Source organism: Demequina sp. NBRC 110051, assembly GCF_002090055.1.
GTDB lineage: Bacteria > Actinomycetota > Actinomycetes > Actinomycetales > Demequinaceae > Demequina.
The window spans coordinates 17,895-44,228 of record NZ_BBRH01000018.1; the positions used below are offsets into that span (position 1 = coordinate 17,895).

At 68.7% G+C, this 26,334-nt stretch carries 23 protein-coding genes; 14 read left to right on the forward strand and 9 right to left on the reverse strand.

The window, feature by feature from the left end:
• Positions 1–29: 29 nt before the first annotated feature.
• From B7K20_RS10970 to B7K20_RS10980, 3 genes are read left to right on the forward strand one after another with little or no spacing between them, the layout of a single operon-like run.
• Positions 30–1,163 carry a mechanosensitive ion channel family protein gene (locus B7K20_RS10970; RefSeq protein WP_084102568.1) on the forward strand — a complete coding sequence of 378 codons (1,134 nt, stop codon included), beginning with the start codon at positions 30–32 and terminating at the stop codon, positions 1,161–1,163.
• 16 nt (positions 1,164–1,179) lie between these two features.
• Positions 1,180–1,617 carry a globin gene (locus B7K20_RS10975; RefSeq protein WP_084102569.1) on the forward strand — a complete coding sequence of 146 codons (438 nt, stop codon included), beginning with the start codon at positions 1,180–1,182 and terminating at the stop codon, positions 1,615–1,617.
• Positions 1,618–2,496, forward strand: coding sequence for an acyl-CoA thioesterase II (locus B7K20_RS10980; RefSeq protein WP_234985809.1), 879 nt, complete (start codon positions 1,618–1,620; stop codon positions 2,494–2,496). It abuts the gene before it with no gap.
• 18 nt (positions 2,497–2,514) lie between these two features.
• Here the strand turns inward: B7K20_RS10980 and B7K20_RS10985 are convergent, their stop codons facing one another.
• The 3 genes from B7K20_RS10985 to B7K20_RS10995 form a co-directional block, all read right to left on the reverse strand.
• Positions 2,515–3,852 (reverse strand): sugar transferase, encoded by a 1,338-nt coding sequence (locus tag B7K20_RS10985; RefSeq protein WP_144018657.1) that lies wholly within the window; start codon positions 3,850–3,852, stop codon positions 2,515–2,517.
• Between the two features lie 235 nt (positions 3,853–4,087).
• Complete coding sequence (locus B7K20_RS10990; RefSeq protein WP_084102571.1) at positions 4,088–5,230, reverse strand: glycosyltransferase family 4 protein; 1,143 nt, start codon at positions 5,228–5,230, stop codon at positions 4,088–4,090.
• A gap of 172 nt (positions 5,231–5,402) precedes the next feature.
• Complete coding sequence (locus B7K20_RS10995) at positions 5,403–6,773, reverse strand: hypothetical protein (protein WP_084102572.1); 1,371 nt, start codon at positions 6,771–6,773, stop codon at positions 5,403–5,405.
• A 65-nt stretch (positions 6,774–6,838) separates the two neighbouring features.
• On the opposite strand from B7K20_RS10995, the gene B7K20_RS11000 reads away from it, so the two are divergent.
• From B7K20_RS11000 to B7K20_RS11020, 5 genes are all read left to right on the forward strand, one after another.
• Positions 6,839–7,444: a YveK family protein gene (locus B7K20_RS11000; protein ID WP_084102573.1), complete on the forward strand. Its 606-nt coding sequence runs from the start codon at positions 6,839–6,841 to the stop codon at positions 7,442–7,444.
• Positions 7,445–7,684: 240 nt separating this feature from the next.
• A complete protein-coding gene (locus B7K20_RS11005; protein ID WP_084102574.1) occupies positions 7,685–8,779 on the forward strand; it encodes a glycosyltransferase in 1,095 nt (364 codons plus the stop codon).
• Positions 8,776–9,783, forward strand: coding sequence for a glycosyltransferase family 1 protein (locus B7K20_RS11010; RefSeq protein WP_144018658.1), 1,008 nt, complete (start codon positions 8,776–8,778; stop codon positions 9,781–9,783). The genes B7K20_RS11005 and B7K20_RS11010 overlap by 4 nt, the downstream gene beginning before the upstream one ends.
• Positions 9,780–10,691, forward strand: coding sequence for a glycosyltransferase family 2 protein (locus B7K20_RS11015; RefSeq protein WP_084102576.1), 912 nt, complete (start codon positions 9,780–9,782; stop codon positions 10,689–10,691). The genes B7K20_RS11010 and B7K20_RS11015 overlap by 4 nt, the downstream gene beginning before the upstream one ends.
• Positions 10,688–12,760 carry a family 16 glycosylhydrolase gene (locus B7K20_RS11020; RefSeq protein ID WP_084102577.1) on the forward strand — a complete coding sequence of 691 codons (2,073 nt, stop codon included), beginning with the start codon at positions 10,688–10,690 and terminating at the stop codon, positions 12,758–12,760. Before B7K20_RS11015 ends, B7K20_RS11020 begins: the two co-directional genes overlap by 4 nt.
• A 1-nt stretch (position 12,761) precedes the next feature.
• Here B7K20_RS11020 and B7K20_RS11025 read toward each other — a convergent pair whose 3' ends face one another.
• A complete protein-coding gene (locus tag B7K20_RS11025) occupies positions 12,762–13,778 on the reverse strand; it encodes a glycosyltransferase family A protein (protein ID WP_084102578.1) in 1,017 nt (338 codons plus the stop codon).
• A gap of 182 nt (positions 13,779–13,960) precedes the next feature.
• Here B7K20_RS11025 and B7K20_RS11030 point away from each other — a divergent pair, with 182 nt between their 5' ends.
• Positions 13,961–15,289: an oligosaccharide flippase family protein gene (locus tag B7K20_RS11030; RefSeq protein WP_084102579.1), complete on the forward strand. Its 1,329-nt coding sequence runs from the start codon at positions 13,961–13,963 to the stop codon at positions 15,287–15,289.
• Between the two features lie 52 nt (positions 15,290–15,341).
• On the opposite strand, the gene B7K20_RS11035 is transcribed toward B7K20_RS11030, so the two are convergent.
• Genes B7K20_RS11035 through B7K20_RS11045 form a run of 3 tightly spaced genes read right to left on the reverse strand, consistent with a single transcriptional unit; the run spans position 15,342 to position 18,353 of the window.
• A complete protein-coding gene (locus B7K20_RS11035; RefSeq protein WP_084102580.1) occupies positions 15,342–16,316 on the reverse strand; it encodes a sulfotransferase in 975 nt (324 codons plus the stop codon).
• Positions 16,313–17,308, reverse strand: coding sequence for a DUF6473 family protein (locus B7K20_RS11040; RefSeq protein WP_084102581.1), 996 nt, complete (start codon positions 17,306–17,308; stop codon positions 16,313–16,315). The genes B7K20_RS11035 and B7K20_RS11040 overlap by 4 nt, the downstream gene beginning before the upstream one ends.
• 1 nt (position 17,309) lies before the next feature.
• On the reverse strand, positions 17,310–18,353 hold the full coding sequence (locus B7K20_RS11045) for a hypothetical protein (protein WP_084102582.1): 1,044 nt from the start codon (positions 18,351–18,353) through the stop codon (positions 17,310–17,312).
• A 105-nt stretch (positions 18,354–18,458) separates the two neighbouring features.
• Between B7K20_RS11045 and B7K20_RS11050 the strand changes: the two genes are divergently transcribed.
• From B7K20_RS11050 to B7K20_RS13365, 5 genes are all read left to right on the forward strand, one after another.
• A complete protein-coding gene (locus B7K20_RS11050) occupies positions 18,459–19,517 on the forward strand; it encodes a glycosyltransferase family 2 protein (RefSeq protein ID WP_084102583.1) in 1,059 nt (352 codons plus the stop codon).
• Between the two features lie 384 nt (positions 19,518–19,901).
• Positions 19,902–21,173 (forward strand): glycine betaine/L-proline ABC transporter ATP-binding protein, encoded by a 1,272-nt coding sequence (locus B7K20_RS11055; protein WP_234985810.1) that lies wholly within the window; start codon positions 19,902–19,904, stop codon positions 21,171–21,173.
• On the forward strand, positions 21,173–22,120 hold the full coding sequence (locus B7K20_RS11060; protein WP_084102584.1) for a proline/glycine betaine ABC transporter permease: 948 nt from the start codon (positions 21,173–21,175) through the stop codon (positions 22,118–22,120). The genes B7K20_RS11055 and B7K20_RS11060 overlap by 1 nt, the downstream gene beginning before the upstream one ends.
• Before the next feature lie 143 nt (positions 22,121–22,263).
• On the forward strand, positions 22,264–23,187 hold the full coding sequence (locus B7K20_RS11065; RefSeq protein WP_084102585.1) for a glycine betaine ABC transporter substrate-binding protein: 924 nt from the start codon (positions 22,264–22,266) through the stop codon (positions 23,185–23,187).
• Positions 23,188–23,355: 168 nt separating this feature from the next.
• A complete protein-coding gene (locus B7K20_RS13365; RefSeq protein ID WP_255372769.1) occupies positions 23,356–23,949 on the forward strand; it encodes a DapH/DapD/GlmU-related protein in 594 nt (197 codons plus the stop codon).
• Here B7K20_RS13365 and B7K20_RS11075 read toward each other — a convergent pair.
• Together B7K20_RS11075 and ettA are read right to left on the reverse strand one after the other, a co-directional pair.
• Positions 23,882–24,397 (reverse strand): thioesterase family protein, encoded by a 516-nt coding sequence (locus tag B7K20_RS11075; RefSeq protein WP_084102587.1) that lies wholly within the window; start codon positions 24,395–24,397, stop codon positions 23,882–23,884. The two genes, B7K20_RS13365 and B7K20_RS11075, sit on opposite strands and share 68 nt — an antisense overlap.
• A gap of 121 nt (positions 24,398–24,518) precedes the next feature.
• Entirely contained in the window at positions 24,519–26,201 is a 1,683-nt protein-coding gene (gene ettA, locus B7K20_RS11080; protein WP_084102588.1) for an energy-dependent translational throttle protein EttA, read from the reverse strand.
• Positions 26,202–26,334 lie beyond the last annotated feature (133 nt).

Consider the following 26,334-nt stretch of genomic DNA (forward strand, 5'->3'; position numbering starts at 1 on the left):
CGTCAGGGGACGTGGTTACCCTGGGAGGCGTGTCTGTCTTGAGCATCGTTCTTGCGTCCACGAGCCCCGAGCCCTCGACCAGCACCACACCGGGGCCCGTCGAGCTGCCCAGCACCGACGAGATTTCGACGTGGTGGGAGGGTGTCGAGGACCGCGCGGGAGGGCTGATCGCCGCCGCGGTGATCGCATTGGTCGTGTGGCTGATCGGCCACTACCTCATCAAGGCCTTCACCACGAGCATGGAGCGCGGCGCTCCCATGTCCGACCCCAAGACGCTTGCCGCCCTCAAGAAGGCGCGCATCAGGGTGCCGCAGGCGGACGAGACGGAGGCGCGACTTGAGGCGGAGCGGCGGCGCCAGCGCGCGCACACCGTCAAACGCGTGCTCGACTCCGCCCTGGCCGTCCTCATCGTGGTGTTGCTCCTGATGACGGTGCTCAGCGTGCTGGGTGTTCCCGTGGGTCCGATGGTCGCCTCGGCGGGAATTCTGGGTGTGGCGCTCGGTTTCGGTGCGCAGTCGCTGGTCAAGGACATCCTCGCGGGCGTGTTTATGCTGATCGAGGACCAGTACGGCGTGGGCGACGTGGTGGACCTGGGCGAGGCCTCCGGCTCCGTCGAGGAGGTGGGCCTGCGCTGCACCCGGCTGCGCGCACTCGACGGCACCGTCTGGTACATCCCCAACGGCGAGATCACGCGCGTGGGCAACATGACGCGCCTGTGGAGCCGCGTGATGATCGAGGTGCGCTTCGCGTACGACACGGACGTCGAGGCGGCCAAGGAGGCCATGATCGATGCGGTCGCCGCCGCATCGGCCGAGTCCGAGTCCGTCGCCGCCAACCTGTTGGGCGAGGCCGAGGTCGCGGGTATCGAGTCGCTCGAGTACAACGCGGTCATGCTGCGCCTCATGTGCCAGGTGAACCCCGCCATGCAGTGGGACGTGCAGCGCGAGGTGCGCCGAGAGATGCGGCGCATCTTCGCCGAGCGCGGCATTCGCCTCGCCGTGCCGGGCGACGCCATGGTGGTCGACAGTCACGCGAAGGACACGTCCGAGCTGACGCCGCCTGACTCGCCCCGCAAGCGTGGCGAGGAGCAGCCCAAGGACGAGGATGGCAAGCCCCTGCCTCCCGACTCCGGCGATCTCGACGGCGACGGAGAGTCGGACTGACGTGACGACACCTGGTATGAACGTGGGCTCCGGCCCCACCCAGGACGAGGGCCAGTCGTTCTTCGAGGCGATCGGCGGGCACGACACCTTCGCCCGCATCGTCCACCGCTTCTACCAAGGCGTCGCGAGCGACCCGGTTCTGGGGCCGATGTACCCCTCGCACGACATGGAGGGCGCCGAGTGGCGCCTCACCGCGTTCCTCGAGCAGTACTGGGGCGGACCCACCACGTACTCCGACCAGCGCGGCCACCCACGCCTGCGCATGCGCCACCACGGCTTCCATGTGAACCCGGAGGCGCGCGACCACTGGGTCTCACTCATGCGTGACGCGGTGGCAGCGGAGAACCTGTCCCCCCTGCATGCCGTGACGCTCATGGACTACCTCGAGCGCGCGGCACATTCGATGATCAACACCTTCGAGCCCACGCCGGGCTCACCCGCTGAGGAGGCCTAAGTGAAGCACGCCGAGGACATCTGGGCCGATCAGGCCGTCGAGTCGGGCATGCAGGTGCTCGACCTGCGACGCCTGGGCGACACGTCGTTCGAGGGCGACTCGCTGCCTATGCCCGGCGGGCGTGCTTACGGCGGGCAGGTGCTCGCGCAGGCGCTCATCGCGGCGGGCCACACCGTCGACGACGAGCGGCTCATGCACTCGATGCACGGGTATTTCCTGCGTCCCGGCGACGCCTCGCGAGAGATCACCTTCGAGGTCGAGATCCTGCGTGACGGCCGCTCGTTCTCCGCGCGGCGCACCCACGCGTTCCAGGACGGCAAGCCGATCCTGTCGATGATCGCGTCGTTCCAGCTCCCGCAGCCCGGACCGGAGCACCAGGTGACGATGCCCGAGGTGCCGCGGCCCGATGACGTGGTCTCGGCGCTCGACCTGCTCGCCCCGCACGAGGGCCACGCTCGCGCGGACTACTGGCTTAAGCGCACGCCGTTCGATCTGCGACACATCGAGGGTTCGCTGCTGTTCTCGCCCGATGGCAGCCCCAAGCAGTACCAAACCACGTGGGTGCGGCTACGTCGTCCCATCGAGGCCAGCGACTTGGTGCACCGCGCCCTGCTGGCCTTCGGCTGTGATCAGGTCATGCTCGAACCGCTGCTGCGCCGCCACGGCGCCTCGTGGATGACGCCGGGGCTGAACTTCGCGAGCCTCGACCACGCGATGTGGTGGCACCGCCCCGCGCGCGCCGACGAGTGGCTGCTGTTCCTCCAGGACGCCCCCACCGCGCAGGGCGGGCGCGGGCTCGGCGGGACGTGGATCTTCTCCGAGGACGGCCGGCTCGTGGCATCGGCCGCCCAGGAGGGCATGTTCCGCCTGCCCGAGTAAGCCGCTCGCCGCGCGCACTCAGTGCGCCGTCTCTCCTGGCGCGATGACCGCACGGAAGGTGCGCAGCAGGATCACCACGTCCGTGATGAGCGACCAGTTCTCGACGTAGTAGAGGTCGAGCCGCACGGCACGCGTCCAGTCCATGGCGCTGCGCCCGCTGACCTGCCACAGACCCGTGATTCCCGGGCTTGCGAGGAGCCGCCGGCGCTGCGAACCCGAGTACAGCGCGACCTCCTTCGCGATCTGCGGGCGCGGCCCCACCAAGCTCATCGTGCCGCTGAGCACATTGAAGAGCTGCGGCAACTCGTCGAGAGAGTACTTGCGCAGGAACCTCCCCGCCGGCGTGATCCGCGGGTCGTCCTTGATCTTGAACAGCGGCGTCTCGGCCGTGCCCTGAGCCTTGAGGAGGGCGGCCAGCTCCGCGTCGGCGCCCACGCGCATGGTGCGGAACTTCAGCATCTCAAAGGTCCGCCCACCCAGGCCGATGCGCTGCTGGCGGTACAGGACGGGCCCGGGCCCGGACGCCTTCACGATGAGGGCTACGGCCACGAGCACCGGAGCCACGAGCACGATGATGCCGAGAGACACGGCGATGTCGAAGGAGCGTTTGGTGAGCCGCGCCGAGCGCGTCAGGCGAGGCGTCTCGACGTGGATCAGCGGCAGCCCGCACGCGGGGCGGGTGCGGATGCGAGGCCCGGCAATGTCGGTCAGGCTGGGCGCGAGCATCAGGTGCTGATGGCCCGACTCGAGCATCCAGCTGATCTCCTTGACACGTTCCGCCGGGAGCACATCCGAGCCCGTCACCACCACCGTGTCCGCCCCCGTCGCCGCCAATTCGCGACGCACGTGAGCGGCGACCCCCGCACCGTCCCCCTCGGGTTCACACATTCCTACGACCCGGAAGCCGGCCTGAGGATTGGCGTGGAACTCGTCGCGAATGTTCCTCACCGACGGCCCGGAGCCCACCAACAGCACGCGGGTGCTCCACCGTCCGTAGCGGCGCTTGTGCTTGAGCCACGAGCGCCACCAGGCGCGTTCTGCCATGAGCGCCACGAACCCCAGCGGCATGGCGAGCACCAGCGCCCCGGTGAGTCCCGCATCGGGCAAGAACACTGCGATGACCGCGACCGTCGCCACGACGGTCAGGGTCGCGTCCCACAAGCGTCGGTACTCGGCCATGCCCACGCCGGTGACCCGATGGCTCCTGGTGTCGGCGAGGGTGATGGCCGTGAGCCATCCGGCCGCGAGCGCGGCGCCCGTGAGCGCAGGTGCCCAGTGGAGCGTTCCGGTGAGGACGAGGTCCCACACCACCATCCCGACCACGACCACCGTCGCCAGCACGACCGTATCGGTCACGCGCAGGCGAGCGCGATAGCGGTCGCTCCATCCTGGCGCGCTCACCCGCTGGGTCGCGGTCGTCGCGTCGCGGTAGGCACTCGCGCGGATGAGACGCGTAAGTGCCCGCGGTGAGACGGCCGCGGCCGTACTCCTGGTTCCTTCAAGCGATTCTGTTGTCGCCACGTGAGTGACTCCCCCCGATGGTGTGATCCGGTGGTGCGTGGTGTCCCCCGACAGCACGCCTCGCCGGACGCTAGTGCTGATGCACGGACCTCCCTGGCTCCATGCCTCGTCTCCGCGCCACAGCCCCCTGAGGCGTGGGAGACGTCGGTTCTACCGGTGGCCGGCGTCGCGCAGGAATGGCCTCGCGGTAGACGTCGGTGTAATCCCGCGCCATGCGGGACACGCTGAAGTAGTCGATGCCCTGCCGGGCGCGCTCGCGCCACGTCTCGAGCAGCGCTGGGTCCCCCATGAGCGAGCGCATCGCGGCCGCCATCGCGACCGGGTCGGCCGGCGGCACAAGCAGGCCCGCGGAGCCCCCGTCGAGGGCCTCCGGAATCCCACCCACGTCCGTCGCCACCACGGCGCACCCGGCCGCGCGCGCCTCGATCACGTTGAGGCCAAAGGGCTCGGCGAGCGCGCCGGTGACGAAGATCTGAGCCTGACTGAGCTGCCGCCATGGCGTGAGGGTGGGACCGCAGAAGTGAACGCGGTCGGCGAGCCCGAGCGCGGCGGCGAGCGCCTCGAGGTCCTCCCGGGCGGGCCCCCATCCGATGACATTCACGTGCCACTGTGGGAAATCCTGCGCCACGAGGGCGAATGCACGGATGACGTCGTCGATGCCCTTGCGTCCGTGCAGTCCGGACAGGGTCACCAGGCAAGGCCCCGCGATGTCACCGATCTCGTCGACAGCGATCGCTTCGCGGGCCGAACCGACCACCCCGTTGAGCACCGTGCGGACCCGGCGCGCCGGGAATCCCCGCTCGACCAAGAGGTCGCGCTCGGCGCGGCTCACGGCGACCGTGACCCGTGCAATGCGCATCAGTCGCGAGTGGGAATCGAATGAGTTGTGCATGGTCGTCACGAGCGTCGCGCGGGCGACGAGAGCCACCACCCACCCGATCACGGTGGACGACATCATGTGCGCGTGGACGATGTCGGGGCGCACCCGCCGCGCGACACCCACGGTGGCAGTGAACGCCCGCCATGCCCCGCGAAGCCCGGAGGCCTCGGGGATGGAGACCACGTCGACGCCGTGGCCCAAAAGCACGTCGTCGTACGAACCCTCACCCGCCACGAACGACACCGCATGGCCATCGCGGGCCTGCGCACAGGCGAGATCGACCGCGACGTGCACGCTGCCGTTGCCACGCCTGGCGTGCTTCAGGTGGTGCATCACGCGCAGGGGAGGCTGCCCGTCAGGGCGCGCGGCAGAACTCGTACCGGCGCCGCCCACCGGTGGCGTTGACGAATCTGCCACGTTGGCCCCCCCCCCCCGAGCCTTCTCCCCCGCCCCCCATACACGCTGTGTGACAAACCTCACAGCGAGGGGCCTGGCGTTGACACTACTACGCGACGGGCTCGCGCGCAGGGGCTAGCGCATCCTGTGGCGCACCGCGCGAGCGCCACGACCCCATCACGGGCATCGGCACCCCTTCGCGCTGCGCGACGACCGCGCGCGCCAGAATGCCGAGCCCGAGCCACAACACCCCGGAGGTGTCGGACAGATCGGGGCTCGAGACCACCTTGACCACGAGCGACGCCGTGAGCGCCCAGATCACCGGGGCGCAGCTTGAGATGCGGGCCGCGGACAGCACCGTCGTCGCGAGGGCGCCGACAAAGAGAAGCGTGCCAATGGTGCCGACGGCGCCCAGCAGCGTGAAGACCAGCGACGAGGCCCTCACCGAGCCCAGTCCCATCCCCCAACCCCAGGTTTCCAGGTACGCCTCGAACGCCAGCGCATCGGCGTCGCTGCGGTCGTCATACGAGTCCGACCCGAGCTTGGCGTCCACCTCGGAGGTGAAGGCGTCAAGCAAGCCAGGCGTCACAAAGATCGCCGCCGCGACGACCGCGAGCGCCGTGCACACGGTGATCACCGAGACCCTGAGCCGCAGAGTGACGAGGCGCACCACGAGCGCCGCGAGCGCGCACCCACCCACCACGGCGCCCGCGACGAGGAACGTGGTCGATGTCGACACGATCCCCAAGAAGATGGCACCCGCCACCATCGCGAGACTGCCTACGCGGGCCAGTCCCCTCACCCGCACGGCGAACGACGTGAAGTATGCGACGGCGATCATGGACGTTGACGCAAGCGCCGACGGCTCGGAGTGGATGCCGCGGAAGCGCGGCACACCCCCGGGCGCCTGCTCGATGTACCGAAACGCCGGCGAGTTGGCGAAGACACCTTCGGGGAATGGCACGCCTGCGTGGATCGACAGGTAGCGCCACAGGGACAGCAGAACGCCAGCGGCGAGAGGGATCGCGAGCAGGCTCGTCGTCGTGGTCGTCGAGCGTGCGACGACGATCACGACGACGATGCTGAGCGCGAGATACAACAGTTGCGCCACGTTGGAAATCTCCCACCGGCCGGGCACCAGCAGCCACGCGGGATCGGTCACGGTGCGCGCGCCGGGCGCGATGAACGGCGCGACGAGGACCACCACCACCGCCCACGCGAGCATGATCAGCAACAGCCCCACGCCGGGGATACGTCCCAGCGGCGGCGAGCCCGGCCGCCCGCGCCGCACCAGCCACTGTCCGGCGAGCAGCGCCGCGCCGCCTGCCGCCGTCGCATAGAACGTCGGTAGTGCCTCACCGCCGGCCACGAACGCTGCGCCCGCGGGCGTGACGGCACCGACCGCGAGAGCACGCTCGTAGCGGCCTGAGATAAGCCCATACACGACGGCGATTGCTGTCGTGACCATGAGGACCGACATAGCCGTACGGTAGCGTGCCCCTCAGGACTGTGGTGGGGAACCGTCTGAGGGAGGGGTCAGCCGCGATGGACCTGAGAGACCTGTGGCGGGCGCTGACGCGCCGGTGGTGGGCGGTGCTGGGCTGCCTGGTGCTTGCGGGCGCGGCTGCGTACGGCTACATCGCGGTGACGCCGGCCGTCTACCAGGCATCCTCCGAGATCGTGCTGATCGCGAACTCCCCCACCACCATCGGCGAGACCGCGCAAGGCGTCTCCACCACCACGCAGCTCGCGGAGACCGCGGCGACCATCATCGACTCCCCGGCGCTCCTCGAGGCTGCCGCCACCGACGACTACTCCGCCCAGCGACTCGCGGACATGATCTCCGTGACGTCACGGACACTGACGTCGACGATCGACATCGTGGCGATGAGCGACTCCCCCGCCACGGCGGCCCAGGCGGCCAACGCCGCGGCGCAGGCTGCTCAGGACGAGCTGCCCGCACTGCTCGGCGCCGATGGCGAAAGCGGCGACCTCCCGCTCGCCGTGACCGTCCTGCGTGAGGCCGCGGAGCCGTCCGCGCCGTTCTCGCCGGACGCCAAGGGCGTGATGGTGATCGCTGTCGCGCTGGGGCTGTGCGCGGGCATCGCGGCCGCGCTCGTGATCGACGTCCTCAGGCGCAGGCCCGCGTAGGCGCCGGTCCGCGTAGGCACGGCTCTCTCGCGGGAATCGCCGCTCGCACGGCGCCGCGCCTCACTTTGAGGTAACGTCAGCGCCAGGAGATCACACACTACGGTGCGGCCGGGGGGCCGCGGACCGTGAGCCGGGGGGCATCATGATCATCCAGGGGGGACGTGCGCCATGCGTGGCGCACGACAGGCACGCAGTGCCGGCGCGCGCTCGCGGGCTCGCTCACGTGGCAAGGAGCGCGCCATGACGGGGGTGCTGGTCCACGAGTGGATCGCGCAGTCCGGCGGCAGCGAGAACGTGCTCGAAGCCATGGGGAAGGTCTACCCCGACGCCCAGATCGTGTGCCTGTGGAACGACTCGCGCGGGCGATTTGAGGACGACAGGATCCGCGAGACCTGGCTCGCCCGTTCCCCCTTGCGTCGCAGCAAGGCCGCCGCGCTGCCGTTCATGCCCGTGACGTGGAGGACCCTTCGCGATCGCGACTACGAATGGGCGCTCGTGAGCTCCCACCTGTTCGCGCATCACGTCACGTTCCGCGACCCCGGGATCGATCGCCACGTCTACGTCCATACGCCCGCGCGCTACATCTGGAATCCCGAACTCGACGCGCGCGGAGCCACCGCCCCCGCGCGGGCGATCGCGGCGGCGTTCAAGGGCGTGGACCGTCGGCGCGCGCGTGAGGGCGCACAGTTCGCCGCCAACAGCGAGTTTGTGCGCCGCCGGATCGCCCAAGCCTGGGGGGTCGACGCGTGCGTGATTCACCCGCCGGTGGAGGTCACCGCGATTCAGTCGCGCTCCTGGGTCGACGAGCTGACCGACGCCGAGCGGGAGCAGTACGACGCCCTGCCCGACGCCTTCGTGCTCGGCGCGTCGCGATTCATCCCTTACAAGCGACTCGACCTCGTCATTCGCGCCGGAGAGATCACACGCACACCCGTGGTCCTCGCGGGGCGCGGCCCAGAACGTGCCCACCTCGAAAGCCGTGCGGCCGATGCCACGGTCCCGGTGACCTTCGTCCATAGCCCCAGCGACGCTCTCCTGCGCGCACTGTATGCGAAGGCCTTGGTGTACGTCTTCCCCGCGATCGAGGACTTCGGCATCATGCCGGTCGAGGCGATGGCGGCAGGTTGCCCCGTCGTCGGTCAGGCCGTCGGCGGCGCCGCGGAAAGCGTCGCGCCGGGAGTGTCGGGGGCACTCTCCCGCTTCGAGGAAGACGACGACATCGCACACGCGATGGCTCTCGCACTCACCGCGAATCGCGACGTCGTCAGCGCCCACGCCCGCACGTACTCGCGAGAACGGTTCAACGAGCAGATCCGTGAGTGGGTGGGGCGATGAGCGGGGTCGTCGTCAACGGAGCCTTCCGCTCGCAACGCGTGACGGGCCAGCAGCGCTATGCCACGGAAATCGCCGACCGGCTTCTACGACTCGAGGGCGTCGTCGAGGCCCGCCCGGACGGGAGGTGGAAAGGCTCGGCCGAACGCGAGTGGGCGTGGACCCTCGTGCGGTTGCCTCGGCGTGCCGCGGGCTCGACGCTCGTATCGCTGACCTCGCGCGCGCCGCTGTCGCAGGCGCAGGCGCTAGCCGTCCACGACCTCTTCGTGCTCACCCACCCCGAGTGGTACTCGCGTCGCTACATTGCGACGCACGCGCCCGTGCTGCGGGCGCAACTGCGTCGTGCCGAGGTCATCATTGCCGTCAGCGAACCGGCCGCCGAGGAGATCCATGCCGCAGTGGGACGCGAGGCGATCGTTGCGCCGAACGCCCCGAGCGACGTGTTCCGGTCGGCACCGACCGGCTCGATCGATCCGTACGGCCTCACTCCCGGCGAGTACCTCCTCACGGTCGGCAGCCTGGACCCTCGCAAGAACCTCGACCGCCTGGCCCAGGCGTACGGTGCGCTGAGTGACGCCACCCGCCGGGCCCACCCTCTCGTCGTCGTCGGTGGGGGTGCGTCGATCTACCGAGACTCGTCCACCACGTGGCCCGCCGGTATGACCGCGCTGGGATATGTGTCCGACGAGGACCTCGCGGCCCTGTATCGCGACGCGCGCGCCGTGGTGTTCCCCTCCCTCGCGGAGGGGTTTGGACTGCCGCTGGTCGAGGCTGCCGCGGCGGGCGCACGTCACCTGGTCATCTCCGAGTTGGCCGTGTTCCGGTGGATCTGCGGCGACGGCGCGACCTACGTGAACCCGGGCTCGGTCGGCTCCATCGCCGAGGGCCTCGCGGCCGCCGTGGCCGGCAATGGTCCCGCACCGGCGGTGGATCTCACGCGCTTCACCTGGGAGGGTTCCGCGTCGCGCATCGCGACCGCGCTCGGGCTGGCCAAGGTGCCGGCATGACGCGGCCAGGCGCGACGCAACCGGGCGCGACGCAACCGCTCGGCAGCGCCGTCATCCTCGCCTCAGCGGGACGCCCCGCCCTGCTCGCGCAGGCGATGGCGCATGTCGAGAGCCAAAGCGTCGCGCCTTGCGAGCGCATCCTGTCGGTTCCCGATGCGTCGAGCCTGCCGGCGAACACCGCGGGCTGGACGGTCGTGACCGGCACCAAGGGACTTGCTGCCCAACGCAATGCCGGGCTGGACGCGCTCTCGGGCGCTGCGGATGTCGTCGTGTTCTTCGACGACGATGCCGTGCCGCGCTCCGATTACCTCGCACAGACACTCATCGCCTTCACCCGCTGGCCCGACCTCGCCGGGCTCACCGGCAAAGTGCTGCTCGACGGGGCCGCACACTCCTCGGGGGAGGTGTCGGTCGCGACGGCCGATGCCGCACTTGCCCAGTCGTGGGAGGCGACCCCCAGTGGGGTGAGACACCCCCGGCGCACGCTCTACGGATGCAACTTCGCCTATCGTCTCGCGGCGGCGCCGACGCTGCGCTTCGACGCTCGGTTGCCCCTGTATTCGTGGCTTGAGGACCACGATTTTGCCCGCCGCCTCATGCGCCACGGGGCGCTCGCGGCCGTCGACGACTGCGTGGTGGTTCACCGCGGCGCCGATTCGGGAGGCCGCACCAACCACGTGCGACTGGGCTACTCGCAGCTCATGAACCCGGTGCACCTGGCTCGTTCCGGGAGCTTCCCCGCGTGGCTCGCCGGCTGGGAGATCGCCCGGCCCACGGCGAAGAACCTCGCCTATGCGGTCGCCGGTGCCCAGTCGCCGTGGCGGCGTGAGCGGCTGCGCGGCAACCTCATGGGTCTCGGCGATGCGTTGCGCGGTCGAGACACTCCCGAACGCATTGTCGAGCTATGAACGGCGCACCGCCCGCGCGTAGTCGTGGGCGCCGCACCGTCATCCTGGTTGCGGTGGTGGCCGTGCTCCTTGCCGTGGCCACGGTGGTCTGGTGGCTGGGGCGCGCAGGCCCGCCCACCGACATTGCCGTGACTGCGTCGTCCACCCTGCCCGGCACGAGCGCCCAGGCGCTCGTGGAGCGCGCGCGGGCGACGCCCGCACCATCGGTCAGTGCGGCCACCGCCCCCGTGAGGGCCACGCGCACCGCGACGTGGGCGTCCGACGGCGAGACCAGCGGCGCATGGGTGAGGCTGACCTGGGCGGAGCCGACCGCCGTGAGCCGCATCCGCATTGACGGCGCCGGCGGCTCGTACACGTCCGCCGTTGTCGAGTTTGACGACGGCAGCGCCGTCCACGTCACGCCCGATGGCGACGGGGACGTTCTGGTCGATATCGAGGAACGGACCGCGCGGACCGCGACCCTACGCTTCGCGAGCTTTGCAGCGACGGCCACGTCGGTGGGTCTGCACGCCTTCCTCATCGACGACGGCGGAGCGGAGGTGCGCCAGCCCAGCGGCGCTACCATCAGCAGCTCGAGCGGCGCCGCTGCTCAGGTCGCAGACGGGGACATCGCGACGGGAGACACCGGAGCCACGTGGGTCTCCACGGAGGCCGATGCATGGGTCGCCTACTCGTGGGACACCCCGGTCGCGATCGCGAGCGTTCAGGTGGCCGCCCGAGACCAGAATTCAACCGGGGCGACCCTCCACTTTGGTGACGGCAGCAGCGTGCCCATCGCCGGCATCGGACCCGACCCTCCACCGGTCACCACGGTGGCCTTCACGCCCCGCACGGTGACGTCGGTGCGGCTTGAACTCGACTCGCCCACGACTCTCGTCGAGGAGTTCGTGCCGTACGGATCGGAGTCGACGCCACCCGTGTGGCCCGTGAGCGACGGCCTGGCCGTCACCGCGGTCGACGGCGCCGAGTGCTCGGCGCCGGCGGCAATCAACAAGGCGTCGGTCAGCCCGCCGCTCAGCCTCGTGTGCCCGCCGGTAGGAGCACGAGTGGGACCGGAGGCGACCATCGTGGTCGCCGGACCGCCTGGGCAGGTGGTCAGCGCCACGGCGTGGCTCTCCGACGACTCGGGCGGGGCGCCGGGCGATGTCGCGGCGAGTGTGGTGGGGAGCACGGGCACCGCGACCCTCACCTTTTCCACCACCGACCTTCCTCATGGCCCCTTCGCGGTGCGACTCGACACTCCGGGTGCCGCGGCGCCGTTGTACGTGCAACTGGTCAACGAGGCAGGCGAGGTCGTCACCGCCGAGTCGACGGCGCCGCCGGGCGCTACCGTGCAGTTTGTCGAGGAGTTCGACTCTCCCCTGTCCGTAACGTGGGACGGCACGGGCGCGACGTATGCGGGGACCAAGCCTGCCGGCGACACGGGGTCGGAATTCGGCGAGGCGGTCTTTGTCGATCCCGCCCAGGGCCGCGAGCTGCTCGCGGCCGATGAGGGCTGGCTGCGCATCCGCGTCGCGCCGCTCGACGGCGAGGATCCGTGGGGTTGGGATCGTCAGTTCGGCAGCGGGCTACTGTCGTCGACGGCGGTTGGCGGGGCCGGCTTTTCCGCGCAGTACGGGTATTTTGAAGCGCGCATGCTGGCTCCGGCAGGCCGAGGCACGTGGCCCGCCTTCTGGATGCTCGACACCGGCAGCGCCGTCAACCCCGAGGGCCCTGCGGGCGAGGTCGATGCCGTCGAGCTGTACGGCCACAATCCGTCCGGCTCATGCCACTCGGCTCACAACTGGCCCGCCGGATCGGGAGACGTCACGGGCACGCCCTGCCTCGAGGACAACGGGCACGGGGACTGGGCGCTGTCATGGCACACCTACGGCGTGCGCATCCGGCCCGGCGGGGCGGAGTACTTCATCGACGGCGACCACGTGGCGACGCAAGACGGCCTCATCCGTGACTCGCTGCCGTACTTCTTCATGGTCAACCTCGCCCTTGGCGGCGGGTGGCCCGTGGCGCTCGACCCGACAGGCGGCGTCGCGGACCTCTATGTCGATTGGATTCGCGTCTCGACGTGACTCAGGCCGCCGCGGCTACGGGCGCGGCCGCAGCCGCCCCTTGGCTAAACCGCGCCTCAATGAGGCGGCGCGCCACGCCTTCGGGAGCGAGCAGGGTGACGACGGACCAGCCCGCGACCAAGATGCGGTGCTTGACCGGCTCCGGTCCCGGCGCGAAGGGGGCCGCGAGCGCATTGCGCAGCATTCGCGCGCGGGAATCCGTGGGGATGGGGTGTTCATCGGGTCGCAGGCGCCGGTGCGCGACCCTCAGTTGGAGCAGGTGGCGGCCACGGAACAGCGGCGCCAGGCCGTCGGCCTCGCGGCCCGACACCTCGAGCGCGAAAAGGTGCCGGCGATACGCCTGGTCGACCTGCTCGCCGAAGCGGGCATCGTCGATCAAGAGGAAACTGCGGTTGTCGCCGTGAAGTCGATAGCGCACCAGAGGGATGGGGACGGTCACCACGTCACCGAGGAAGGGCGCGGCGGCCAGCGTGGACGCGTCGGTGTCCTCGCCGCAGCGATCCGTGAGCGGGAAGAGCCGCTCGAGGAAGTCACGCGCGTAGGCATTACCCGAACCAGGTGGCGTGGGATAGGCGGCCGTGGCGATCATCCAGCGCCTCACCTGTGCGGCGGTCGGCGGCGGATCGAGCACAGGGAACACGCCGCCGGCCGGTCGGCCCTCACCGTCGATACGAGTCATCGGAAACTGCACCTTGCTCACGCCCGGCCGCATGGCCTGATCGAGGTGCTCGGCGATCGCCGGCTCGAGCACGTCATCGGAGTCGAGGAAGATGACGACATCGCCCGTGGAGGCCGCATACCCCGCGTTGCATGCGGCGCGCGGTCCCGCGTTGTCTTGAAAGATGGCGGTGATCGTGTCGCCGTAGGAGGCGATGATCTCCCGTGAACGGTCCGTCGAGCCGTCGTCGACGACGATCACCTCGACGTCGGGCCAGCGCACCGCGAGAGCGCTATCGATCGCGGCCCCCACGTATGCCTCGTAGTTGTAGTTCGGCATGACCACGCTGAGTCGGCGCATCGGATCTCCCCCATCACGACGTGCGCGCGCGGCGCGCCCCCCGGCGGCACCGTCACGATGGCCACAGTTTAGCGACGGCCTGCCCTTGAGCGCAGGGCGAAAGCGAAACTCGGCTCCACCGATGGCACGGGCAAGCATCCTCCCCTACTGTGAGAAGCATCGGCCGACGGGGGGAGGCGGAGATGACTGCTGTTTCCGACGCGTCTCCCGGCTACCGTCGCGCGACGCTGCTCATGACCTCCACGAGCATGCTCGTGCCGCTCGGAGGCCTCGTCACCGCGCCGGTCCTCGCCCAGGGCCTCGGCGCCGCCGGTCGCGGCGAGCTCGCCGCGGCGCTCGCTCCCGCGACCCTCATGCTCGGGATTGCCACGCTGGGCCTTCCCGAGGCGCTCACCTTTTTCATCGCCAAGCGCCCCAGCATCACGCGACGGGCGCTTGCCTGGGCGAGCCTCGCGACCGTGGGACTCGGCGCCGTCAGCGTAGCCCTTGTCTGGGCGCTGTTGCCGTTCCTCTCGGCGGGCGATCCCGAGCTCGCACGGCTCATCCTCGTCGCGACCATCTGGAACGTGCCCGCGCTCGTCGTCGCCGTGCTGCGAGGAGCCGCGACGGGACGGCAATGGTGGGGGCTGGTGGCGTGGGAACGCATTGCGCTCACGGTCGCACGCGTGGGGGTCCTTTTCGCGCTCTTGATCGCCGGGCGCCTCACGGTCGAGACCGCCGTGCTCGCGAGCGTCATCATGCCGGTCCTCTCGGGGCTCGTCTACGTCGGGCTCCTGCGACGACCGCCCGCGGGAGCAGACCACGACGTCGAGGATTCTCGTGTGGCCGCCCCGATGTTCCGCTACGGCTCCGTGGTGTGGCTCGGCAGCATTGCCAGCATGGTGATCGGCCGTCTCGCCGGGCTGCTCATGCTTCCCATGGCGGGCGCCGAGGCGCTGGGCCTGTACACGGTCGCGACCACCATCGCGGACGTGCCGCTCGTGGTGGCACTCGCCGTCCAAGGGACCCTGTTCGGCGTCAGCAGTCGCTCCTCGGACGTCACGCGTGTCACGAGCACGTCCCGCATTTCACTGGTGATCGGGCTGGCGGGCGTGATGGTCATGGGCGTCACGTTGCCGTGGTGGCTGGGCCCGCTCTTTGGCGACGAGTTCACCGCGGCCGCGTGGCCTACGGTCATCCTGCTGGCCTCGGCGGTGGTCCTCATCCCAGGCTTGATGGCGTCGAGCGGGTTGGCGGCATGGGGTCGGCCGGCGCTGCGTTCCGCTGCCTTGTTCGCATCGCTTGTCGTGTACGCGGCGGCGTTCGTCCTCCTCGTTCCGACCTGGGGAGCCTGGGGTGCGGCATGCGCCGGGATCGCGGGCACCACTACGCTGACGGCCTTCTCCGTCCTCACCGGGGCACGGGTGCTCTCGGTCAGCGCTCGCGAGTTTCTCGTCCCGGGCCGCGCCGACATGATCCTTGCCAGGGACGAGGTAGCAGCGCTCCTCGGGCGCCTTTCCGGCCGGCGCTGACGCGCCGCGAGAATCGCACCGGCAACAGGACAGCGCTCACACGCCGCCCTCATCACGCCGTGGCGGCGATATCCCCCGTCCCCATGGCGAGCGCGCTCAGTTGCTCCCAGAGGGCGCCGGCCTCGTCCTCGATGCGCCCGGCCACGTCCGCGCCGAGCCGCGCGCGCCACGCATCGGCGACGGCACGGCTGTCACGTTGGAGCGCATGCTGGCGGTGCTGCGCGGGATCCACCTGAGACGAGGTGCTGTCCGCGATCACTTTGCGTTCGATGCGCGGGGTCCACATCAAACCCAGGTGCGAGAACAGCGCACGGTACTGGTCGACAGGGGCCTCACACACGTTCTCGTGCGACATATAGATCCACGAGGGGTGGAGGTCGCGCAAGACGAGTGCCGCGTGAGCGAAGAGCTTCCATTGAAGGATGAGCGCTCCGAGGCGGTCGTCTGGGTCCGCGCGGTAGCGTGCGATCTCGGCCGCAAGCGGCGGCGCAAACCTCTTCACGATCTTGGGTTGCCGGAGCAGTGAATCGACCTCGCAGGGCCACTCGAGCTTGAGGTAACTGCTGATCATCCCTGCCGGATGACGCACCATCATCACGACGAGCGCGCCGTATTGCGCCTCGAGCCACTCTGCCGCGAAGAACGCCAAGGGATCCTTGAAGAGCGTACGGCGCGCTCCCGCGTAGCGACCGGGAGCGCGAACCGCCTCGTGAACCGCGAGATGCGCCGGCAGTTCGGCACGAAAGCCCGTGCCCAGCCGCGCCGCCCGCGCCGTGGCGCGCACCCTTGGGCCTAGCCGACCCATGTCCACGAGCGTCGCCACGTCGGCAATCGCATCGGCTGGCGCTGCAGGGTCCACGTACTGATAGCGCTCGTTCACGCGCAGCGGGTGGGGCGCCTCGTCGTTGAACGGCTCGTACAGATAGAAGACCTCCGACGCCGCCCCCACGGTCGACCCGACCCACGTGGTGCCCGAGCGTGGGCAGCCCGTGACCACGATCGGCCGAGCCCCCCGCACCGCGCTCATGCCCGGGCCCCAGAACGGCGCTCCGGCGTGGTCGCCGTGGATCGCTTCACGAGGGCGCGCACCGGCTCGACCAGTGCTGCGCAGACATCCTCATGCATCTGCGGGGACGGATAGTAGGGATTGTCCGTGCGCACCTCGGCAAGGTCGGGACGGTCCCTGCCGTAGTCGACGGAGATGCGCTCGCCGGTGAATCGGCTGACGAGAGGCTGCGGAGAGCCACGGTCCGTGACGCAGCGCACGTAGGCGTCGGCCCAAGGACGCACCGCTCGGACCATGCTGGGCGTGACCAACTGCGGGTAGTCGCCGAACATCGCATTGACGTCGTCGTAGCGTTGCCACCACCACGCCGCTCTCGGCGTGCGGTGAAGCCAAGTCCTGCGCTTGGAGAACCACAGCACGACCGTGGGCGCGGTGATGGCACTCATGAGTTCGCCGTAACTGTCGACCCACGCTGTGCGGGTTTCGTCGAGCACCTTGACCACCTCATGCGGGCCTTTCAGGACGCGCCAAGCCTTGCGCAGTGGGCCGGGGAGCCGACGAAGGCGATCGTCGTGCTCGGCAAGGAGCCCCGCGTAGGCATGCGCAGCGGAGACCTGTTCACCCGTCGCGCGGTCGGTCAGGAGTTCGAGGCCGCCACTGGCGAAACGACTGTTGTCCTCACTCCGTGCAGACATCACCTGCACCACCACCGCCGCGGCACCGTTGATCAGCGGCAACAGCTCCGGATGGCGGACATAGAACCGTGGGCCCGCCCCGCCATAGCCAAGGTTCACGACCGGCATCCCGAGCTCAGCCTCGAGCAACTGCGGATACGGCTGGGCGACAAAGCACCCGAACGTTTGCGCCGCTCCCAGGCACACCACGTAGCGACCGCGTTCGAGCGCCCGCGGCCGCGGACCCCGGAACCACAGTTGCGACCCGCCGTGTTGATACATCTCGTAGTCGACGACGTCCCAGTCGCGGGCCTGATATCCCGACAGGTGATCGGCCATGTCAGCGCCTCCCCTCAGGCACCAGCACGTGCGGTTGCCGTGCAAGAAATGCGCGATATGCCTGCTCACAGGCCGCGTCGCCGAAGAGTTCTACGGCCTTGGGGGTGAGGTCTGCGTCACGCAGAGTGGTCCACCGCCGCGCTATGTCCTCAACGGTATCGGCCAACCGAGAATCGCTATCGAAGACCATCACACCGTCGCCCTCGCTCGCCACCCAGTCGATGAAGGGGCTGCGGCGCGCGAGCACCATGCGCACGCGCCCCACACCCGCAAAGAACGCCCCGGAGACCAGGTTGGCGCCCTCACGATGCGGCAACAGCAACACGTCCTGATCCCCCAACGTGTCGAAGAACTCGGCTTCAGAGAGGAACCGATTCTCGATCGAAACCATGCCGTCAAGCCCGCGCCGCGCGACGATTTCGCGAAGCCTCGCGACGTACTCACCGTCGCCGCGTCCCGCGATGAGCAGCGGCACCTGTGGAGGCCACACCTCGAGTACCTCAGCAAGGTGCTTGTACGGACGGATCGCGCCCATCGCCGCGAAATGCGGAACGTCGCGGTCGTGACGAGGGGGAGAACCGATGGGTTCGCTATACAGCGGATGCGGCAGGTAGTGAGCGCCATATCGCTCGGCGAAGCTCGGGTCGTGGACGACCTTGGCATCGGCCACTGACCTCAAAAGCCGTACCGCAGCCCGTGAGAGCCAGCGCAAGGAATCCTTGACGTCATGCACCTCGTGGTCGTGCACCACGTGCACCACCCGTGCGCGCGCGGTGATCAGGATGGCGGTGTAGGCGAGGAACTCGGCGAGTCCCCTGATGCTCACTCCGCGGGCCTTCACCCCCACGGTGAACACCCGGTTTTCGAGCCAGTGCACCATGACCGTGTTCTCTCGCGCCCACAGCCCCCGACATCGGCCCGTGACAACCGCCTTGAGAGACAACGGACGGGGCTCGTAGCCGCAGCGAGCCAACAACTCGATCTGACGCGAGATGTACGCGTTCTCCGTATTGGTGAACGGGTTCACAAAAATGATCGATTGCATGAGCGCCTACCTTTCGGTCCCCACCGAGGCGTCTGCGAGGCGCGGCCAACCCGCGCTCCCCCCTGCCTCACACCATAGCCACGACCGGCCTCCACCGCGAGGGCAATGCCGAAGTTACCGAGCGCCGCGCGGCTCGTAGCCCTACATTGGGCCATGGGGGGAACGACAATGACAGATCTCACGACCGCACCCAAGGCCGTACCACGCGTTCGGGTCGCGCGCTACGCCGCGCGCGAATGGGGCGCGGCGCACCTGCGCAGATTATGGAAGCAACGCGAACTCCATCCGGTGCATATCGCGCCGACGCTGGGTGATGCCCACCTCATTGCGGTTCTCGTCGTCAAAGACGAGGCGACGCGTTTCCCCTACCTCCTGGAGTACTACCGCCGCGCCGGCGTGGACCACTTCATTGTGATCGACAATGGGTCGACCGACGGGCTGAGCGCTACGCTCGCCAGCGAACCGGATATCTCGATGTACGCGGCGCACGGCGGGTTCGCCGCGGCACGCTACGGAATCGACTGGGTCAACACCATCGCGGCCAGGCACTGCGCGGGCCGGTGGATCCTCCATGTCGACGCCGACGAGTTGCTGGTGATCCCCGGATACGAGAGCCTGCAGGCCGCCTGCGCCGACCTCGACTCAAGACACCAGCGCGCGGTTCACGCCCTCATGCTCGATATGTACTCCGACCAACCGGCATCGCGCAATGACGTACCAGCCGGGACAGATCCTCTGGCCGTGTGTGCGCTTTACGACGCCGGAGGCTACGAACACTTCTTCGACCCACTGTCGCTGACCACGTGGATTAAGGGCGGTGTGCGCGGACGGCTGTTCTTTCCCGATATCCACGCTGGCCCGGCCCTCAACAAAACTCCGCTCGTGAAGTGGAAGCGTGGCTACGCGTTTGCGCAAGTCGCACACAGGCTCGTCCCCCGCGCGCTCAACCGTCAATCTGAGGCTCCGCAGGCGGCCTTGTTGCATTTCACCTTCACCTCGCTGTCGCACGCAAAGTTCTCCGATCGCGCGAACCTTGAGCAACACACCGCCGAGTACAACGCATACTCCCGCGTCGACGAGACGTCGTTCGTAGGGCTCCCCACTCGCACATACGGCGCACCGCATGACCTGGTCGCGGAGGGCATCATCAGGCCATTACGCTGACTCAATAGGACTCAGGTGAAGCCGAGGCGTTCTCTTTACCAAATCGTGACACAATCGCCAAGGTTGCATTTTTACCAGGCAGTTTGATCGAAGCCTCGCGGCGTGTCGGGCCGCTATTCCCGCGCGCACGCTTGAAGTTCGGCATGGAGCCCCGATAGCGTCATCAAGCCGTCTCGGGGTTCGCGTCAGTCACGACCGAGTCGCCAATGACCAGCCCAGGCCTTGTGGCTGCGCCGAATTCGGCTGCGCCCCAGGCGAGCGCGGCGGCCTCCCCATGGGGGCGCCCGAGGGCCCGTGACTGCCGTCCGACGGCTGCGTGCCCCCTCGCATGATCGAGGCCGCAACTGTGCCCCACTCTGACGCGAGGGGCAGCTGAGGACATCAGTGAACGACATCGTATTGAAGGCGGAGGGCCTCTATAAGGTCTTCGGCCGCGGCGCGGACGACGCCGTGAAGAAGCTCCGCAATGGTGCCTCTCGCGACGAACTCGGCGGTGCGACCGCCGCCGTCATCGACGCCTCGTTCGAGGTCAAGAAGGGCGAGATCTTCGTCGTCATGGGGCTCTCCGGCTCCGGCAAGTCCACCCTCATCCGTATGCTCAATGGTCTTCACCCGCAGACCGCGGGCACCGTCGAGGTGGGCGGGGATTCCATTACCGGCGTGAGCCCCGCCAAGCTGCGTGAGATCCGCCGCCACCGCATCTCTATGGTGTTCCAGCACTTCGCCCTGCTGCCGCACCGCACCGTGATCGACAACGTCGCGTATGGGCTTGAGATCCAGGGCATCGACAAGGCCGAGCGCCTGAAGCGCGCCGCCAAGGTCACCGAGATCGTCGGGCTAGGCGGCTGGGAGGAGAAGTACCCCTCCGAGCTGTCGGGAGGCATGCAGCAGCGCGTGGGACTCGCCCGCGCACTCGCGGCCGACACCGACGTGCTGCTGATGGACGAGGCCTTCTCCGCTCTCGACCCGCTGATCCGTCGCGAGATGCAGGACCAGCTCCTTGAGCTCCAGCAGGAGCTCGGAAAGACCATCATCTTCATCACCCACGACCTCAACGAGGCCATGTACATCGGCGACCGGATCGCCGTCATGCGCGACGGCCGGATCGTCCAGATCGGCTCGCCCGAGGACATCCTCACGAACCCCGCGAACGACTACGTCGAGCAGTTTGTGCAGGACGTCGACCGCTCGCGCGTGCTCACTGCCGAGTCTGTGATGCGCAAGCCGCGCGTCACCGTGCACGAGGGCTCCGGCCCTCGCGCCGCGCTCGCCGCGATGCGCGAACACGAGATCTCGGCCCTGTACGTCACCAAGCGCGACCGCACCATCGTCGGATGGGTGCGCGACCGCGACGTCCTGGACCTGGTGCGCAAGGGCGAGAAGTCGCTCACCCCCGCGATCCAGTCCGACCACGGCGCCGTGTCCAAGGACACTCCCCTGGTCGACATCTTTATCCCCTCACTCGAGGCCGCCTTGGCGCTGGCAGTGACCGACGAGCGTGACCGCCTCGTGGGCGTGGTGCCGCGCGTGACCTTGCTCGCGACGCTGGGCGGCGAGCCCGAGGCCGCCACCTCAGCCGAGCCCGTGATCGAGCCGCTGCCCACGGACGTGGTCGACAAGGTGCTTGGGGCGTCGTCGACGAAGGGAGACGCGTAATGGATATCCGCATTCGTGTAGGCGACTGGATTGAGAACTTCTTCGACTGGCTGGAGGCCACGCTCGGCGCGTTCTTTGACGGGCTCGCCGATGTGCTTGACGCCATCGTGGGCGCCGTCGAGTGGGTCTTCCACACCCCACCCGACTGGGCCGTCATCCTCGTCGTGGCCATCTTGGCCCTCCTCGCACGCGGCTGGAAGTTCGCCATCGGCTCGGCCGTCGGACTGCTGTTCATCGTCAGCGTCAACCAGTGGGACAACACCGTCGAGTCGCTCGCGCTCGTCATCGTCGCTGCCCTGCTGGCGGTCGTGCTGGCGGTGCCGCTGGGCATCTGGGCCGCGCGCAACAACGTGGTCTCGGCGTTTGTGAAGCCTCTGATGGACTTCCTGCAGACGCTGCCCGCGTTCGTGTACCTCGTGCCTGCGCTGGCGCTGTTCGGCATCGGCATCGCGCCCGGTGTGATCGCGACACTGATCTTCGCGATGGCCCCCGGCGTGCGCCTGACCGAGCTCGGCATTCGCGGGGTCGACAAGGAAGTTGTCGAGGCCGGCGAGGCGTTCGGCGCGACCCCCCGCCGCATCTTGCGCCAGATTCAGATCCCGCTCGCAATGCCGTCGATTATGGCCGGCATCAACCAGATCATCATGCTCGCGCTGTCGATGGTCGTCATCGCCGGACTCGTCGGCGCCGGTGGCCTGGGACAGGACGTGTCGCAAGCGATCGCCTCACTCAACGTGGGCCTTGGCTTCGAGGCCGGGCTGTCCGTCGTGGTGCTCGCTATCCTCCTGGACCGCTTCACGGCATCCTTCGGCAAGGGCATGGGCCTGTACGCGGCATGGTCCAAGAGGCGCCGCGCCAAGCGCGAAGACGACGAGCAGGCACGCATCGACGCCGCACAGGAAACCGTCGGCGGCCGTCGCGCCACCGGCGTGGGCGCCACGGCGTAAACCCGACCCCGGCATCGGCCATGCCCGATGCCTACCGCAAGACTTCGCGGCTGCCGCTGAGCGGCCGTGGGCATCCCGCCCCGCAAAGCGGGCGGGTGCTTCCCCGGCGTGAGGAGATCCCCATGCCGAGAAAGGAAAGACACATGTTCAAGCGCACTGGAGCCGCCTTCGCGGTTGCCGCCACCGCGGGCCTCGTGCTCGCCGGTTGCTCGTCCGCCGACGAGACCGAAGAGACCACCGACGCCGCGGCGTCCGGCTCGGAGACCACCGAGGAGGCCGCGGGCGGCGACATCACCCTGGTCGCCTTCAACGGCTGGGACGAGTCGATCGCGACCTCGCTGGTCTGGCAGAACCTGCTCAACGCCGAGGGCTACAACGCTACTGTCGAGTACGCCGACGCGGGCACCGGGTTCCAGGGTCTCGCCGACGGCGACTACGACGTCCTCACCGACGTGTGGCTGCCGCTGACCCACGCCTCGTACATCGACCAGTTCGGTGACGACATCGAAGAAATCGGTGCGTGGTTCGACTCCGCCGCCCTCACCGTGGCCGTGAACGCCGACGCCCCCATCGACTCGCTTACCGAGCTGGGTGCGGCCGCCGATGAGTTCGGCAACCGCATCGTGGGCATCGAGGCAGGCGCTGGCTTGACCGCGACCATGCAGGACGCCACCATCCCCACGTACGACGGCCTGTCGGACATGGAGTTCGCGATCTCGTCGACCCCGGCCATGCTCGCCGAGCTGGACAAGGCGCTGTCGGACGGCGAGAACATCGCGGTCACGCTGTGGGAGCCCCACTGGGCCTACGGCGCCTACGACCTCAAGAACCTCGAGGACCCCGAGGGCACCCTTGGTGAGGCCGAGTCGATCGTGACCTACGGTCGTTCGGGCTTTGGCGAAGAGTTCCCGCAGGTCACCGAGTGGCTGGGCAACTTCCAGATGGACGCCGAGCTGCTGTACGACCTTGAGAACAAGATGCGCGACCAGGACACCGCTGACCTCGAGGGCATCGTGGCCGACTGGATCGCCGAGAACCAGGAGTGGGCCGACTCGCTCACCGCGTAAGTCTCATTCGCGTCGCTTCTGCGGCACGCAACGACGCCGGTTGCCTTTGGGTGACCGGCGTCGTTGCGTTGTCATGGGGCGGCTCTACTCTCCATCGCTTCCTGTGAGACGCGGCCATGTGGTACATGTCTCATGGCGGCGACGTGCACAAAGGGCCGAGGGGGCACCATGAGGCGCAGATATGGACGTGACATCCTGGTGAGCGTCGCCTCGGCGCGAGTTCTCCCGCATCGACTCCGACCTCTCGTGCTTCGACGATGCGGGGTAGAGGTCGGCGTCGGCTGCCAGCTACGCGAGGGCATCATCGTGGACAACGCCACGTCGGGCGACCTGAGGCTCAGGGTCGGGCAAGGCACCTACATTAACTCCGACGCCCGCATCGACACGGCAGCTCCCGTGACCATCGGGGCCGAGGTCAGCTTTGGCCCCGGGGTCCGCATCGTGACCACCACCCACGCGCTGGGGACATCCGACAAGCGCGCAGGTGAGCTCACCAGCCGGCCCGTCACCATCGGGGATGGATCATGGCTGGGCGCGGGAGTGATGGTTCTACCCGGAGTCACGATCGCGCGCGGGTGTGTGGTTGCCGCCGGTGCGGTCGTGACGAAGGACACCGAGCCTGACGGACTCTATGGAGGCGTTCCGGCACGACGGATCCGCGATCTCGAGCCCAGCGAGCGGCCGTCACGGCCCGCTACCTCCGCCGGAACTGGACCGGCTCGTCCACGTAGGGCTCCCACGCCACCTTCTGGTCGTCGGTGAGCCTGCGCGGGCGGCCGCTTGCCGCGTCGACGAGCACCAGCGTGGTCGCCGCCCGCGCATAGACGGCCTGCTCTTGCGGGGAGCCATTCTGCACGAGCGGCGAGCGCACCTCGTAACAGATCTCGAGGCTCGCTCCCCCAAGCCGCCCAATCCACAGCTGCACGTCGAGCGGCTGGCGTTGGAACGGCGCGGGCGCCAGGTACTCGATCTGCTGGCTCGCGATGAGCGTATGGGTCTCGGCGCCGGGACCGCCCGACAGCACGGCTGTCGGCGAACCCGCCCCCTGCCCTCCTTCAGCGTCGGCGATCGAGCCGGCCACGGCATCGTCCGCCCAGAAGACCTGGATGCGGGCCTCTTCGAGAAGCCGCAGCATCTCCGCGTTGTTGACGTGCCCGTAGGCGTCGATGTCGGACCAGCGCAGCGAGATGGGGACGTGAATGCGGCTCATGCCCTCACGCTATCGGCGGTAGCGGGGACTGCGTGTGCGGGTGTGCGCGGTAAAGCGAACACACGCGCGACGAGCCCCCGCCGAAAACGGCGGGGGCTCGTCGCGTGCGGCTCGGTAGCGCTTAGTCGCGCGTGAGCTTGCGGTACGTCTGGCGGCTGGGGCGCGCGGCCTCGGCGCCCAGGCGCTCGATCTTGTTCTTCTCGTAGGACTCGAAGTTGCCCTCGAACCAATACCAGTTGGCCGGGTTCTCCTCGGTACCCTCGTAGGCCAGGATGTGCGTCGCGACGCGGTCGAGGAACCAGCGGTCGTGGCTGACCACCACGGCGCAGCCGGGGAACTCGAGCAGCGCGTTCTCGAGCGAACCAAGGGTCTCGACGTCCAAGTCGTTGGTGGGCTCGTCGAGCAGCAGGACGTTGCCGCCCTCCTTGAGCGTCAGCGCCAGGTTCAGGCGGTTGCGCTCACCGCCGGACAGGACCCCTGCGGCCTTCTGCTGGTCCGGGCCCTTGAAGCCGAACGCCGAGATGTACGCACGCGAGGGCATCTCGACCTTGCCGACGTTGATGTAGTCCAGGCCGTCCGAGACGACCTCCCACAGCGACTTGTTCGGGTCGATGCCGCCGCGCGACTGGTCCACGTAGGACACCTGCACGGTCTCGCCGACCTTGAGGTCGCCGCCGTCGAGCGCCTCGAGCCCCACGATGGTCTTGAACAGCGTGGTCTTACCGACACCGTTGGGGCCGATGACGCCCACGATGCCGTTGCGCGGCAGCGAGAAGGACAGGCCGTCGATGAGAACGCGGTCGTCGAATCCCTTCTTGAGATCCTTGGCCTCGATCACCACGTTGCCCAGGCGCGGGCCCGGCGGGATCTGGATCTCTTCGAAATCGAGCTTCCTGGTCTTCTCCGCCTCGGCAGCCATCTCCTCGTAGCGGGCCAGGCGCGCCTTCGACTTGGTCTGGCGTCCCTTGGCGTTGGAGCGCACCCACTCCAACTCCTCCTTGAGGCGCTTGGAGAGCTTCGCGTCCTTCTTGCCCTGGACCTGGAGGCGCTCCTGCTTCTTCTCGAGGTAGGTCGAGTAGTTGCCCTCGTAGGGGTACAGGCGGCCGCGGTCGACCTCACAGATCCACTCCGCGACGTGGTCGAGGAAGTAGCGGTCGTGCGTGACGGCCATGACGGCGCCGGGGTACTTCGACAGGTGCTGCTCGAGCCACAGCACCGACTCGGCGTCGAGGTGGTTGGTGGGCTCGTCGAGCAGCAGCAGGTCGGGCTTCTCCAGCAGCAGCTTGCACAGCGCCACGCGGCGGCGCTCACCACCGGACAGGACCGAGACGTCGGCGTCGGCCGGCGGGCAGCGCAGCGCGTCCATGGCCTGCTCGAGCTGGGCGTCGAGGTCCCACGCGTCGGCGTGGTCGAGCTCCTCCTGGAGCGTGCCCATCTCCGCCAACAGCGAGTCGTAGTCCGCGTCGGGGTTCGCCATCTCCTCGGAGATCGCGTTGAAGCGGTCCAGCTTGCCCTTAATCTCGGCGACGCCCTCCTCGACGTTGCCGAGGACCGTCTTCTCCTCGTTCAGCGGCGGCTCCTGCAGCAGGATGCCGACGGTGTAGCCGGGGCTCAGACGAGCCTCGCCGTTCGAAGGCTCCTCGAGGCCGGCCATGATCTTCAGAATGGTCGACTTACCAGCGCCGTTGGGACCGACAACGCCGATCTTCGCGCCCGGGTAGAACGCCATGGTGACGTCGTCGAGGATGACCTTGTCGCCGTGCGCCTTGCGCGCCTTCTGCATCGTGTAGATGAACTCTGCCACTGCTGCTCCGTGAACTCGTGGGGCGGCGCCGCGCGGGCGCCCGAATGAACCGCGTACCAGCCTACGCGGTCGGAGCGCCGACGGCTCCGCACGGCCGGAGGGGCGGCCGCGCGGAGCCCGTCTGTGGCCGCGG